This is a genomic window from Oleidesulfovibrio alaskensis DSM 16109 (assembly GCF_000482745.1).
GTDB classification, from domain to species: Bacteria; Desulfobacterota; Desulfovibrionia; order Desulfovibrionales; family Desulfovibrionaceae; genus Oleidesulfovibrio; species Oleidesulfovibrio alaskensis.
This window is the reverse complement of record NZ_AXWQ01000007.1, coordinates 32060-45278: the sequence shown is the minus strand read 5'-3', so window position 1 is coordinate 45278 and position 13219 is coordinate 32060. Positions and strand designations below refer to the sequence as shown.

The following is a 13219-nucleotide window of genomic DNA, read 5'->3' as shown; positions in this document are numbered from 1 at the left end:
TCCACAAAATATCAGATGCGGCCCCGCGGGGCAGTATAGCCCGCATTGCCGCCCTGCATCAGAAAAGCGGGGACGTCCCCCGGAAAAAATGTCAGGCGTTCCACCCCGATGCAACGGGCTTCGGCGGCAAATCCGCCCGTAAGCGCCACCATATCCACATGACCCAGCACGGACGGATGCTCCGCATACAGTTTAAACGAAACAAGCCCGCCACCGGCGCGCACGTCCGCCAGTACCTGCCCCGCACCGGAAGAAAAACCCGCCGGTCTGAAAGCGGCCAGCATTCTGGTCATGGCAGCAGAAGGCGTCTGTGTTCCGTACACAAAAATTTCCACCGCATCAGCACGGGGCAGCCGCCACGGCGCCAACCACAGCGCGCCCTGCCGCATGACGGGCAAAGCACGGACAGCGCCCAGTGCGTGGACCGCCTCCATAAAAGCCAGCGCCAGTTCCGGAAACCGGCACAGCCTGTCACGGAACAGATCGCGGGAATCCTTCTGCGCGCAGGGCTGCGTATCAGCCGTTTCCGTTTCGCGCAAGCGCAGCCAGAACGCATCACGCGCAGCCCTGTACCGTGCCGCCAGCTCGCTGTCGCCTGCCCCGCCGCCCTGTCCTCCGGCCCGGCCCTGTATCGTGCGCAGCACTATTTCAGGATGCAGGCTGGTTATGACAAATTCCAGGGTATCGCCCGGCGCGGCCGCCACTTCCAGACGCGCCAGCAGGCGCTGTCCGTCCACCTCGACCCAGGCATGGCCGCCGTCCGCGGCGGAAACAACCGTCCCGCACAGCCGGTCACCCACACGACGCCCCTGACGGAAGACAGCGGCTCTGCCTCCGCGCGCGCCGGCGCCGCCACTACCCCCGCGGCCTCCGTATTGTCCGATACGCACCATGCGCTTCTCTCCGCGTCATCAGCCGCGCGGCGGGCGCAGCATCGTGCCGGTAAAAAAAAGCGGCTTGCGCCGCTGCAAAAACTGCATCATCACCGCCTGATCACCCCGCGGAACCGTTGCCCAGAATCAGCTCCACCTCGTCTGCGGAAAGCCCCGTGGAACGGGCCAGCTGATCCACAGTACGCCCCTTGCGCCTGCCGTTCATAATTATCTCACGCAGAAACTGCGGACTGCGGCTTATGCCTTCGGCCTGCTCCATCAGTCTGCGCAGGTCGGCCGCCCGCTGTTCCAGCCTGATATCCAGCTGGCGCAGCTCTTCCTGACGCTGTGCAAACGACTCCACAAGCTCCTGTTCAAGCTCGGCATTAAAATGCAGACGGGCCAGCAGTTTTTCATGGTTGGCCTGCAGCTGGCTGAGCACGTTTTCCGAGCGGCGCAGACGGAAAAAAAAGATCACCAGCAGGCCGAGGAGAAGAATTTCCGCCACGGTGACAAGAACAAGCGCCAGAAGTGATAACTGCATGACAAAGCTTTCCGGAAAAATCAGACTTCAGGGTGCACGGAACAACAACGCCCGCCTCTGGCCGCCGCGTTTGTGGAACGCGCCGCAGTGGCGGGCCGTATCAGACCTTCACGTTGACAATGTTTCCTGTCCAGGGGCTTTTCTTCTGCTCCTGCTCCGGTGACTGTTCGCCGGAAGCAGTCTCCTGCCGCTCCTGCTGTTCTGCCGCGGCCTGATTGCCGCTTTTGCCGCCGCCATCCGGTTCGATCCTGCCTTTACCGGACTTCTGCGTTTTTTCCACCTGGCTCTGGCCGCGCTTGAGCGTTTCCGCAACCGACTGCTGTGCAACGGCCTGCTGCGTTTCCGGATGTGCCTGCTCGTTGTGCGTTATCTTCTGCACATGTCCCATCTGGACGAGCAGCACCGGAAGGCTGCTTTGCAACGACATATTATTTCACCAGATAGTTTTCTATAAGCAAGTCCTGAAGCTGACCATTGTCCAGATACTGGTTGATTACGGCAAGCAGATCGCTTTTCAGCGTTTCCACGTTGGTTTTTTCCGTCAGGAACAGAAGCGATTTGTTGCGCAGGTAATAAAAGATTGCATCGCGCAGAACGACTTTCTTTGTGCCGATTTCCCACGAAAGCCTTTCGCTTTCGGTAACGGCGGCAAACTTGCAGACCAGAAAACGGATATTTCCCTGCTGGTCTGTCTGTTCAACCCAGAAAGGCTCCCACGCAACCACATACTCCGGCTTTGCAGGTTCTTCTTCTTTCGGGGGGGGCAGCTCACCCGCCTTGCGGACAATCTTTTTTTTGACCACGGGCTGCGCCTGCTTTTCTGCGGGCGGTTCGCCCGATGGCCATAACAGAAAGATAAGCAGCCCGACGAGCAGAAGCAAGACGGCACCGCCGCCTATCTGCACACGCCTGTCGCGCAGCAGCGCAGCAGCGCTGAATCCGCTTTTTCTTTTTCCGCCGCCGTCCGCGTCGATATCCAGCGAACCGTCACCGCCGTCATCGGAAGGGGGCTCTTCCACCGGCTCCTCTTCTTCTTCCAGAAAAGGAGCATCCTCAAGGTCAAGTTCAACCTTTTCGTCACCGCCCGCAGACGCATCCACAGGCTGCAGCTCTTCGGTGTCAAGCTGGGTGCTGTCGCCGGCCTCGCCGCCCAAAGGGTCGTCGTCTAACATCAGCAACATGCATCGCGCCCTCTACCCCATGTCCGTTCCGCCGTCCGGCAGGCGGGGCCTTACGGGAAAATCTTGTCGATTTTCTGCTTCATGGTTTCCGCAGTGAACGGCTTGACGATATAGTTGGAAACCTTGGCCTGAACAGCCTCGATGATGTTTTCCTGCTGTGCTTCTGCCGTTACCATAAGAAAAGGCAGGTCAGCGAATTCTTCACTGGAGCGGACTTTGCGCAGCAGGTCGATGCCGGTCATCTGCGGCATATTCCAGTCGGAGATGATGAAATCGATTTTATCTTTGTTCAGAACATCCCATGCGGTTGTTCCGTCATCGGCTTCCACCACGTTGTTGAACCCGAGCTGACGCAGGATGTTTTTGATGATTCTGCGCATGGTCGAAAAATCGTCTACCACCAGCACACGCATATTCGGATCATAAGGCATGCTCGTATCTCCTTGGTATTAAACGGCGCCCTGAGTTCCAAACTGTTCATGAAACTGTTTGCGGAGCCGGTTGAGAGCCTGAGAATGAAGCTGCGACACTCTGCCTTCGGTAACACCCATTACTTCGGCAGTTTCCCGCATGTTCAGTTCATCACTATAATATAGCGACAATACCAGCTTTTCCCTTGGTGTCAATTGATCTATAAGCGAAGCTATGCGCTCGATCAGCTCTTGTGTGGCTGTAGAATGGAAGGGCTCGCCCTCAAGATGGTCTCTGCCGTCTGCGGCAAAGGTCTCCTGAATGGCATCAAGACTGATACAAAGATGATTCTGCAATGCTTCCAGGCCACTACGCAGGTCTTTTTCCTCAAGCCCCGTGGCCTTCTGCAGTTCTTCTTCCGAAGGACGCCGCCCTTTTTCGTGCTCCAGACGGTTTATAGTGTCTTCCAGCAGCCGCACGCGCTGCCGCAGACTTCGCGGAAACCAGTCCAGCCTGCGCAGCTCGTCAAGCATGGCCCCGCGAATGCGGTTTTCGGCATAGGTGTCAAACTTGATACCGAGCTTGGGCTGGAATTTGCCGAAGGCTTCCATAAGCCCCAGCGTTCCGGCACTGATCAGCTCGTTCAGTTCGACACTCTTCGGCAGTTTGCCCTTGAGCCGCAAAGCCAGAAACTTGATCTTGGGCGCATAGTGCCTGACCACCTGTTCCTGTTCCGCGGGGGTGAAGTCGGGCCACGCGGTGGCACCGGACTCCAGCCGTTCCCAGGGCTGATTACCTGAAGAGGAGCTTTTTCCAGAAGAACTTGATATTGCCATCTAAGCTCGCCGATACGTCCCATGTTTGCACTGTTTCAGCCACTTTCTGCACGGCAAGACTCGCCGGACTCCGGCTGTCGAGGACGCAGAACGGCGTCTGCTCCACCACTGCCCGCCGCACGGTTCTGTCGCGGGGCACATACCCCAGCAGATCCAGCGACACACCGCTGAGAAAATGATCGCAGGCCTTGTACAGCCGGGAAAAAACCTCGCGCGCGGCCTTCATGTCGCCCGCCATGTTCACCAGCACCTTGAAATGTTCCACGCCGTGATTGAGCTTCATCACCTTGATAAGCGCATAGGCATCGGTCAGCGATGTGGGCTCCGGCGTCAGCACGACAATGCGTTCCTGCGCGGCGATATTGAAATACAGTACATTATCGTTGATACCTGCTCCAGTGTCCACTAGCAGATAATCAACAGAATCTTCAAGAACGTCCATGGCCTCCAGCAGGTCAAGCTTTTGACCGGTGGAAAGCGAAAGCATTTCGCCCACGCCCGACGAAGCCGGCAGAATGCGGAACCCGTAAGGCGTCTCGCACAGAATGCTGCCCAGATCCGCCCCTTCGTGAAACAGGTGAAACAGGTTTCTGGGCGGCGCAAGCCCCAGCACCACGTCCACGTTGGCCAGCCCGAGGTCGGCATCCAGCAGGACCACGCGCTTGCCCATGCGGCTCAGGCAGCAGGCTATGTTCACAGACATATTGGTTTTACCCACCCCGCCCTTGCCGGAGGTGACGGAAAAAACCAGAGGTAGTTCAGCACTCATCAGCTATGCTCCAACAGGTTCACGTTCGCCTGCACAAAAAATCAGCGTTACAGAAAAATGCCGTCAGCGTGCGGCCACATCGCCCGGCAGCTGTTTTTTAAACACCAGCCGCCAGATCATGGTTCCGCGCGCGGACGCCAGAGAATTCTTCAGGCCGGAACCGAATGAAAGCGCCGTCACCGGCAGGCCCGAAGCCGCCGGAACATTTATCAGCGCTCCGAAGTTACAGGCTTCGTCCAGCTTCGTCCAGACAAGGCCGCACGGCAGTCCGCACGCGTACTGCCGCAGAAAGAAACTTATCTGGGCATCGCCGTACAGCGGCGACATCACCAGCTGCACCGCTGCGGGCACCTGTTGCTCCAGCACATCCAGACCGGTCTCTTCCAGCAGACTGCGCAGCGTTGCGCCGCGTCCGGGAACAGGAGTATCCACAAGAATCTTGTCGTATCCGTCCAGTTCACCCAGCAAGGCAGCGGCGTCTGCCGGGCCGGAAATTTCATGATAGCCCATGCCGCACAGTTCGGCATAATGGCGCAGCACCATGCGGCCGCTGCCGCGCTGGCTGTCCGCATTCAGCACACAGATGCGCACCCCCGCATTCTGTCGCCGGAGTGCCAGCGCCATGCGCACCACGGCACTGGTTTTACCCACGCCGGAAGGCCCGCATACTATCTGCATTTTCTGCGGCCAGTCCGCCCCGCCCCAGCCTTTCACCGGCACCACGGCGGACAGCGGCTCAAGTACAGACAGCGAGGGCGCACCGCGCAGCCTTCTGTACAGGGCCAGAATCACATTGTCCTCAACGCCTTCGCGTTCCAGATATTCCAGCGCCACCCGCTGGCGGGGGGCAAGCTCGTCAAGGCGCAGGGCGGGCTTCATCAACGCCATGATGTGCCCTTTTATCTCGTCCCATTCCCTGTGCCACTCATCCCATCCGGCCGGAGGCGTATGATCACCGGCTGCGGGTTCGTCCCGGCCCATGCGGGGTGCGGCTGCGGCTTCACGCTCCACCCCCACGGTCATTTCGCACCATGTGACCCCGTCACCGGAACAGTCGCGTGACGACAGAATGACCGCCTCGGGGCCGATCTCCGCCTTGATCATATCCAGCACTGTTTTGGCGCTGGGGCCTTTGAATGTTCTCACCTGCATCAGTCAAGCACCACGTTTGCCACGGCGGTCAGCCGTATGTCAGCAGGAATTTCCGCCTGCGAAATAACAGGAACTGTGGGCAGAAACCTCTGGAGCAGCTGCGCCAGATGCGGCCGCACCACCGGAGACGACAGCAGCACAGGCTGCCCGTCGGTACCCACGGCTCCTTCCACGGCGGCATTCACCCGCTGGATGAGCTGATGCGCCCTGCCGGGGTCCATGGCCAGATACGCCCCCCCGTCGGTATGACGGATGGCCTCCTGCAAAGTTTTCTCCACGCCGGGGTCCAGTGTCACGATGGGCAGCTGCCCCTGGCTGTCCATGTAGGGCTTCACGATGGTCCGCGCAAGCCGTTCGCGCACGTATTCCGTCAGCGTATCGGCGTCCTTTACGCCCGGGCCGTAGTCTGCCAGCGCTTCCACAATGCTGAGCAGGTCGCGTATGGATACGTTTTCGCGCAGCAGATTCTGCAGCACTTTCTGCACCACACCCAGCGACAGGATGCCCGGCACCAGTTCTTCCACCGCCTTGGGCGAATGTTTGGCAAGGTTGTCCAGCAGGTTCTGCACTTCCTGACGGCCGAGGAACGAACCGAGATTGCGCCGGAACACTTCGGTCAGGTGCGTGGCAATGACGGTTGCGGGGTCCACCACGGTGTAACCGGCCAGCATGGCCTCTTCCTTCTGCGACTCGGGAATCCACAGCGCAGGCAGATTGAATGCCGGTTCGCGCGTTTCGATACCCTTGATGCGGTGCCGCGCGTCGCCCGGGTCCATGGCCAGATAATGGTCGATGAGAATCTCTGCCGAGGCAACCTCGTTGCCCTTGATAAGCAGCGTGTACTGACCGGGCTTGAGCTGCAGGTTGTCGCGCAGGTGCAGCGAGGGGATGACAACCCCCATATCCAGAGCGAACTGCCGGCGGATGGAGCGGATGCGCGAGAGCAGGTTGCCGTCCTGTTCCTCGTCCACAAGCGGAATAAGTCCGTAGCCCACTTCCAGTTCCAGCACGTCCAGCGGCAGCAGAGCCTGCACCTCTTCCGGGCTGTCCAGCGCACCGCCGGGGGCGCCGCCCTTGACACCGGCCTTGCCCGCAGCACCGCTGCGCTCGGCCACATCGTCGCTGGCACCGCCGACCACTCTGGAGATAAAAAACAGCAGCGAAGCAAAAATGACAAACGGGATGAACGGCATGCCCGGTACCAGTGCAAAAACAAGCAGCACGCCGGAAACCAGTTTGAGCGCGCGGGAGTTGAACGTCAGCTGGCCTATGAATTCCTCGCCCATTTTGGCTTCGGAAGCGGCACGCGAAACAATGATACCCGCAGAGGTGGAAATGATGATGGAGGGAATGGTGGAGACCAGACCGTCACCGATGGTCAGCAGCGTGTACACGGTCATGGCGTCCTGCCATGTCATGTCCTTCTGCAGCACGCCGATGAGAATACCCCCGATGATGTTCACCATGGTGATGAACATGCCCGCGCTCACATCGCCCTGAACAAACTTGCCGGCACCGTCCATGGCGCCGTAGAAATCAGCCTCCTTGCGGATATTCTCACGCCGCCGCGTGGCTTCCGTCTCGTCTATGAGTCCGGCGTTCAGGTCGGCTTCGATGGCCATCTGCTTGCCGGGCATGGCATCAAGGGTAAAACGTGCCGCCACTTCCGCGATACGCGTGGTACCGCTGGTGATAACCATTTTGTTCAGAATGAACAGAATAAGAAAAATCACGATACCGATGATATAACTGCCGCCGACAACAAATTCGCCGAAGGACTGGATAACGGAACCGGCCGCATCTGTGCCTTCGTCACCGTGCAGCAGAATAAGACGGGTACTTGCCACGTTAAGAGCAAGACGCAGCAGCGTGGTAACCAGCAGAAGCGAAGGAAAAATGGAAAATTCAAGCGGGGAAAGCATGAACATGGAAGTCACAAGCACCAGCAGCGCCAGCGAAATGCTGAGCGACAGCATGATGTCCATGACAATGGTGGGCATGGGAATGAGCATGACGAACAGAATCACCACCACGCCGCCGGCGAGCAGGACATCGCCGTGCTTGGAGAAGCGCTCGTAATCTATTCTGGGTGCTGTTCCTACATCCGCCATTGTTTTGACGCTCCGTTCCGTTTACCGCCCCTGCGGGCGGGCCTTGAATTTCATCAGTGAAGCCAGCAGCGAAGCCACTGCCTGATAGAGTTCCTCAGGGATCATGTCCCCCACCTCCACCTGCCTATACAAGGCCCGTGCCAGCGGCACGTTCTCCCGGATGGGCACCCGGTGCTCGCGGGCCACTTCCTTGATGCGCTCGGCCAGATGATCCACCCCTTTTGCCAGCACCACAGGCGCAGGAGCTTCCACGGCATCGTAGCGCAGCGCCACGGCATAGTGCGTGGGGTTGGTCACCACAACGTCCGCTTTGGGCACATTCTCCAGCATGCGCTGGGCCATGACCTCCATCATCTTCTGACGCTGCTGCGCTTTCACCGCGGGGTCGCCTTCGGCCTGCTTGCGTTCGTCCTTCACCTCATCCTTGGTCATTTTCAGATTTTCTTCATAATCCCACCTAGTGTACCACAGGTCGGCGATGGCTATAACCAGCATGGGCAGCATGGCGTACTTGACCATTTTCATGCCCATTTCCAGCATGTACACCCCTATGGCGGTGGGTGTGGCGTAAAACAGCGGCAGAAAGTGATGCATCTCGTTGCGGATGACAATGTACGGCGCAATACCGATGACCGCAGCCATCAGTATGCTTTTGCCCAGCCGGATCAGTGTCTGCGGCGATATGAAAAGACGTTTCAACCCCTTGATAAGGTTGAACCGCGCAAATTTTGGTTTAAAAACTTTGGGCGCCCACAGTTTGCCCACCTGCAGACGGATGACCACATACGCCACAAGCGCGAGAAACAGCATGATGGGCAGCAGCATGAGCGCCAGCTTGCCCGAAATCCAGAGCAGCAGATCATAAACGGCCTGCGGTGTTGCCTCGAACATCACGGCATTGCGGAAAAAATGTTCGTACAGCCCCATCATCTCGCTGGCGATATGGTCCATGTACACATACAGCGCTATGGTGCCCGCCATGGTCACAAAGGTTTTGGGCACCTCCTGCGATTTGGGCACATTACCTTCACCCCGCGCTTTACGCCTGCGTTTCGGGGTGGCTTGTTCTGTTCTGCTCGGGTCTTGCTGCGGCATGGTGTCCGGCTCCTACAGCGGGCTGATCAGTTTGAGCATGTTGGTCATCTGCGGGCCCAGCCCCAGAATGAAATCCTGAACCTGATGCCGCATGATCGTGAACAGCAGCCCCATGAACAGAAACCCCACTCCGATCTTCAGCGGAAACCCGATCATCAGCAGGTTCATCTGCGGTGCCGCGCGCCCCATGAGTGCCAGCGCCAGTTCCACCAGAAACAACGCGGCCATGACCGGCGCGGCAATATGCACGGCCATGACAAACATGCCCCCCGCCAACGTCAGCATGTTGTGCAGCGAGGCGTGTCTGAAAACCAGCTGACCGGGCGGCACCAGCGCAAAGCTGTCCGTAAGGCCTTTGAGCATCACCAGATGCCCGTCAAGCACCAGAAAAATAAGCAGACTGACCATATACATGAAATGTGAACTGATGCTGGTGCTCTGCCCCGAAAGAGGGTCTGCCACACTGACCATGGTAAACCCCATCTGAAACCCGAGCAGTTCGCCGCCGGTCTGGATACCCGCAAAGAAAAAACGCACCAGCAGCCCAAGCATGATGCCCATGATGATTTCACCCGCAAGCATAAGCGCAATGCCGAACGGATGCCCCGGCAACAGGCTTCCGGAAAAGGAAAGATGCGGCCACAGCGCCAGCGTAAGCACCATGCACAGCGCACCTTTTACCAGCCGGGGTGCCGAATTGCCCCCGAATACCGGCAGCAGAAAAACCACAAGGCTGATGCGCATGAGGGTAAGCAGAAAGCTGAGGAAAGAGGCTTCATCAAAATTGAAGAGATCCATGCCGTCTCAAAAAGCAAAAAACAGACCATCGCACCGCAGCCGGACGCAAAAGCCCGCGCAAGGCCGGTAAATGCCGCGTACGGCCTTTTGGCAAAGGCGGCAGGGCAAGGCCGTGTCAGCCTTTCGACGGCACCGGCACAAACACGTTGCCCCTGCCGTCAGGTGCGGATACTGTTGCCAAGGGCCGATGTTTCTGGCACTGCCTCAAAAAACCGAATACGGAGGCGATATGGATTTTCTGCCCATACGGCGAGCGCTGCTGAGCGTGACCGACAAAAGCGGGCTTGTGGAATTTGCCACGTTTCTCACACAGAACGGCGTGGAACTGGTTTCCACCGGCGGCACCCAGCGGACGCTGACCGAAGCGGGACTGGACGTCACCCCTGTGAGCAAGGTCACCGGTTTTCCTGAAATAATGGGCGGCCGCGTCAAGACCCTGCACCCGCACATCCACGGCGGCATTCTGGCCGACAAGGACAACCCCGAACACCTTGCCACTCTCAAGGAGCTGGGAATCCGCACGTTCGACCTCATCTGTGTCAACCTGTACAACTTTGCGGATGCCGCCGCCCGCGGTCTTGACCTGCGCGGTGCCGTGGAGGAAGTGGACATCGGCGGGCCGTGCATGCTGCGCGCCACCGCCAAAAACTTCCATTCCATGCTTGTACTGCCCGACCCTGCCGATTATCAGGCAGCCATGCAGGAAATGCGCGACAACGACATGCGGGTGGGACTTGCCATGCGTCAGGCCATGGCTGTCAAAACATTCCGCGCCACTTCCGCCTATGACGGCATGATTGCCGGTTATCTGGGCAGCAAAACGGCTTAAACGCCGGACGGAGACCCGCCATAGCAACCAAGGTTCTCGGCAATACTCAGGGGCTGAAGCCCAGTCAGGTCAAGGCGCTTTCGCGTCTGTACACACGCCGCTACCCTGCCGAGGGCGGCTACACCACGGAACAGGCAAGAGAACTGGCCGCCCTGAGCCGCAGCATAGGCCGTCAGATAGGGCTGATGCTCGACAGACAGGGCAGGGTTTCTCTGGTTATTGTGGGCGATACGGGCTCCATCTATATTCCCGAGCTTCCCCGCGCCCGAACGGGCGCGGGCAGGCTGCGGGGGCTCAGGCTGCTGCACACCCACCTGACTGACTCCCTGCTTTCGCAGGAAGACCTCATGGACATGCTGTTTCTGCGTCTTGACGACGTGGGCGTGCTCACCGTGGACCAGCACGGCGGGCCGGCCAGCTTTCAGCATGCGCATCTGCTGCCCGGCGGCACACAGCCCTACATGGTGCACGACCCGCAGGGGTGGGACAGGGTAATAACAGATTTCACCGCACAGGCGCAGGCGCTGGAAGAAGAACTTTCGCGCATCACCGCCGATGCCCGCGAAACCGGCAGCGAATCCGGCAGGGCAGTGCTGGTGAGTGTTTCTCCCGACCCGCGTTCCGTGCAGGAATCGTCGCTGGCCGAACTGGCCGAACTGGCCGATACCGCCGGGCTGACCGTAGCGGGCACCATGGTGCAGCGCGTACGGCAGCTCAACTACAAATTCATTCTGGGCAAGGGCAAACTGGCCGAACTTGAAGTGCTTGCGCTTACGGCAAACGCCGGAGTCATCCTTTTTGACGGAGAACTGTCGCCCGCGCAGCTGCACAACCTTGCCGATATCACCGAACGCAAGGTTATAGACCGCACCCAGCTTATTCTGGATATTTTCGCCCAGCGCGCTTCCACGCGTGCGGGCAAACTGCAGGTGGAACTGGCCCAGCTGCAATACACACAGCCCCGCCTGACCGGAAAAAACCGCGCCATGGACAGGCTGGCAGGCGGCATTGGCGGCCGCGGCCCCGGTGAAACCAAACTGGAAACCGACCGCCGCAAGGTGCGCGAACGCATAGCCCGCATCAAGCAGGACCTCAAAGCTCTGCGCACCCAGCGCGGTTTCACCCGCGGCCGCAGAGCCAAGGCGCGTGTGCCTGTGGCATCGCTGGTGGGGTACACCAACGCGGGCAAATCAACGCTGCTCAACACACTGACCAATGCAGACGTGCTGGCCGAAGACAAGCTGTTTGCCACACTGGACACCACAACCCGCAGACTGCGCTTTCCGCAGGAACGCGAACTCATCGTCACCGACACGGTGGGTTTCATCCGCTCGCTGCCCAAGGAACTCAAAGAGGCATTCCGGGCCACTCTTGAAGAACTGGAAGCCGCTGATCTGCTGCTGCATGTGGCCGATGCCGGACACCCCGAGCTGGAAATGCAGCTGCGCGCGGTGGAAGAGATTCTGGACGAGCTGGAACTGCAGGATATTCCGCGGCTTCTGGTGCTCAACAAATGGGAAACGCTGGACGATGAAACCCGTCTGGCCCTTGCCGCCCTGTACCCTGCCGCCATCCGCGTTTCCGCCAGAACACGGCTTGGCCTTGATGACCTCACCGCAGAAATCATCAGACGCATAGACTGGGAGCGGATGCTGTAGCCGGCCCCTGCAGCCTCCGCGTATTAACCGCCGCACACAACCGTAAGCCGGGGCCTGCACGGCAGAACACGCTGCGGCATATTCCGCACAGGCCGCAGGCCCCCGCAAGCGGAGCTAACACGCCGCTGGCGCTGCACTATTTTATTTTCACATTTTTATTCTTTTTTTACAGCACGTTAAAAAACCATACTGTAAAAACACATCGTTACAATTGCAAATACCCTATGGACACAGTAACAACACTGTCATAAAGTATTACCAAAGGCATCCGGATCCGCGGCAGTGGTTATGGCCGCGCACAGGAATAAGACCTTTTGCAATATACAAACGGCAAATTGAGTTGCCAGTGTATTGAACCGTGCCTTCAGGTTCGTCGATGCACAAGGCGCTGCATCAGAACCACGCCGTTGTACGGCCCGACGCACAAACCAGGCTGGAACCCGGACTTGCCCAACTGCAACGGGAGGGTGCTTCTGGAAGAGATGCAAACACATAACGGCAAAGTGAGTTGCCCATAATGGAAACCAACGACGCAAGTCAGTATACGAAGCGTGTGCAAAACCCCTGAACAGCATTGAAATGTCAGGGCCTTCCGGTCACCGGAACGCACACGCTTCTTCTTTTTGATACTTCCGGTCTGACTCCTTAACCGCTCCGTTTTTCGCGTTTTCACGCTCTGTCCCGCTTTTTCACACCTGCACAATGGTTCCCTCAGCCTTCCCGCCCGCCGCCACGGGCAGAATTTCCGGGCTGCGGCATTATCTGCGCCCATCGCCCCATGCCCTGCATCGCCGTAACGGCACATATACCCTTATGGGGTATTGTCAAAAACAGGAAACAGTCTTATTTTCTGTGCCTTGCATCATGCTGCGGTAAGTGCGCACACACCTTGCCAATGCATAAAAAAAAGCCTAAGTCCTACCTGAAAAGTAGGCTTACTCCGGCACACAGTGCCTTTTTTTG

13 protein-coding genes are annotated in these 13219 nt (G+C 58.6%); 2 read left to right on the top strand and 11 right to left on the bottom strand.

Going from position 1 to position 13219, the window contains the following annotated elements; translation table 11 throughout:
* Positions 1-11: 11 nt before the first annotated feature.
* The 11 genes from H586_RS0106930 to fliR form a co-directional block, all read right to left on the bottom strand.
* The gene (locus tag H586_RS0106930; RefSeq protein WP_027181678.1) at positions 12-893 is read right to left on the bottom strand and encodes a hypothetical protein; all 882 of its coding nucleotides are present in this window, start codon (positions 891-893) and stop codon (positions 12-14) included.
* Positions 894-993: 100 nt separating this feature from the next.
* Entirely contained in the window at positions 994-1416 is a 423-nt protein-coding gene (locus H586_RS0106920) for a hypothetical protein (RefSeq protein ID WP_011366524.1), read from the bottom strand.
* A gap of 100 nt (positions 1417-1516) precedes the next feature.
* Entirely contained in the window at positions 1517-1843 is a 327-nt protein-coding gene (locus H586_RS0106915) for a hypothetical protein (protein ID WP_011366523.1), read from the bottom strand.
* Position 1844: 1 nt separating this feature from the next.
* Positions 1845-2597 (bottom strand): flagellar basal body-associated FliL family protein, encoded by a 753-nt coding sequence (locus H586_RS0106910; RefSeq protein WP_011366522.1) that lies wholly within the window; start codon positions 2595-2597, stop codon positions 1845-1847.
* 50 nt (positions 2598-2647) lie between these two features.
* Positions 2648-3028, bottom strand: a complete 381-nt coding sequence (locus H586_RS0106905) for a chemotaxis response regulator CheY (protein ID WP_011366521.1) — start codon at positions 3026-3028, stop codon at positions 2648-2650.
* 18 nt (positions 3029-3046) lie between these two features.
* Entirely contained in the window at positions 3047-3844 is a 798-nt protein-coding gene (locus H586_RS0106900; protein ID WP_011366520.1) for a FliA/WhiG family RNA polymerase sigma factor, read from the bottom strand.
* Positions 3801-4613: a MinD/ParA family protein gene (locus H586_RS0106895; protein WP_027181677.1), complete on the bottom strand. Its 813-nt coding sequence runs from the start codon at positions 4611-4613 to the stop codon at positions 3801-3803. The genes H586_RS0106900 and H586_RS0106895 overlap by 44 nt, the downstream gene beginning before the upstream one ends.
* A gap of 63 nt (positions 4614-4676) precedes the next feature.
* Positions 4677-5765, bottom strand: coding sequence for a flagellar biosynthesis protein FlhF (locus tag H586_RS0106890; protein WP_027181676.1), 1089 nt, complete (start codon positions 5763-5765; stop codon positions 4677-4679).
* Positions 5765-7876 carry a flagellar biosynthesis protein FlhA gene (flhA, locus tag H586_RS0106885; RefSeq protein WP_027181675.1) on the bottom strand — a complete coding sequence of 704 codons (2112 nt, stop codon included), beginning with the start codon at positions 7874-7876 and terminating at the stop codon, positions 5765-5767. Before flhA ends, H586_RS0106890 begins: the two co-directional genes overlap by 1 nt.
* Before the next feature lie 21 nt (positions 7877-7897).
* A complete protein-coding gene (flhB, locus tag H586_RS0106880) occupies positions 7898-8971 on the bottom strand; it encodes a flagellar biosynthesis protein FlhB (protein ID WP_011366516.1) in 1074 nt (357 codons plus the stop codon).
* 12 nt (positions 8972-8983) lie between these two features.
* The gene (gene fliR / locus H586_RS0106875; RefSeq protein ID WP_011366515.1) at positions 8984-9769 is read right to left on the bottom strand and encodes a flagellar biosynthetic protein FliR; all 786 of its coding nucleotides are present in this window, start codon (positions 9767-9769) and stop codon (positions 8984-8986) included.
* Positions 9770-9998: 229 nt separating this feature from the next.
* Here fliR and H586_RS0106870 point away from each other — a divergent pair, with 229 nt between their 5' ends.
* Complete coding sequence (locus tag H586_RS0106870) at positions 9999-10598, top strand: IMP cyclohydrolase (protein WP_027181674.1); 600 nt, start codon at positions 9999-10001, stop codon at positions 10596-10598.
* 185 nt (positions 10599-10783) lie between these two features.
* Positions 10784-12256: a GTPase HflX gene (gene hflX / locus H586_RS0106865; protein ID WP_011366513.1), complete on the top strand. Its 1473-nt coding sequence runs from the start codon at positions 10784-10786 to the stop codon at positions 12254-12256.
* Positions 12257-13219 lie beyond the last annotated feature (963 nt).

Excerpts from the sequence above, each read along its gene's own strand:
- H586_RS0106930 (WP_027181678.1), bottom strand. The coding sequence starts at position 893 with ATGGTGCGTATCGGACAATACGGAGGCCGCGGGGGTAGTGGCGGCGCC.
- H586_RS0106920 (WP_011366524.1), bottom strand. The coding sequence starts at position 1,416 with ATGCAGTTATCACTTCTGGCGCTTGTTCTTGTCACCGTGGCGGAAATT.
- H586_RS0106915 (WP_011366523.1), bottom strand. The coding sequence starts at position 1,843 with ATGTCGTTGCAAAGCAGCCTTCCGGTGCTGCTCGTCCAGATGGGACAT.
- H586_RS0106910 (WP_011366522.1), bottom strand. The coding sequence starts at position 2,597 with ATGTTGCTGATGTTAGACGACGACCCTTTGGGCGGCGAGGCCGGCGAC.
- H586_RS0106905 (WP_011366521.1), bottom strand. The coding sequence starts at position 3,028 with ATGCCTTATGATCCGAATATGCGTGTGCTGGTGGTAGACGATTTTTCG.
- H586_RS0106900 (WP_011366520.1), bottom strand. The coding sequence starts at position 3,844 with ATGGCAATATCAAGTTCTTCTGGAAAAAGCTCCTCTTCAGGTAATCAG.
- H586_RS0106895 (WP_027181677.1), bottom strand. The coding sequence starts at position 4,613 with ATGAGTGCTGAACTACCTCTGGTTTTTTCCGTCACCTCCGGCAAGGGC.
- H586_RS0106890 (WP_027181676.1), bottom strand. The coding sequence starts at position 5,765 with ATGCAGGTGAGAACATTCAAAGGCCCCAGCGCCAAAACAGTGCTGGAT.
- flhA (WP_027181675.1), bottom strand. The coding sequence starts at position 7,876 with ATGGCGGATGTAGGAACAGCACCCAGAATAGATTACGAGCGCTTCTCC.
- flhB (WP_011366516.1), bottom strand. The coding sequence starts at position 8,971 with ATGCCGCAGCAAGACCCGAGCAGAACAGAACAAGCCACCCCGAAACGC.
- fliR (WP_011366515.1), bottom strand. The coding sequence starts at position 9,769 with ATGGATCTCTTCAATTTTGATGAAGCCTCTTTCCTCAGCTTTCTGCTT.
- H586_RS0106870 (WP_027181674.1), top strand. The coding sequence starts at position 9,999 with ATGGATTTTCTGCCCATACGGCGAGCGCTGCTGAGCGTGACCGACAAA.
- hflX (WP_011366513.1), top strand. The coding sequence starts at position 10,784 with ATGCTCGACAGACAGGGCAGGGTTTCTCTGGTTATTGTGGGCGATACG.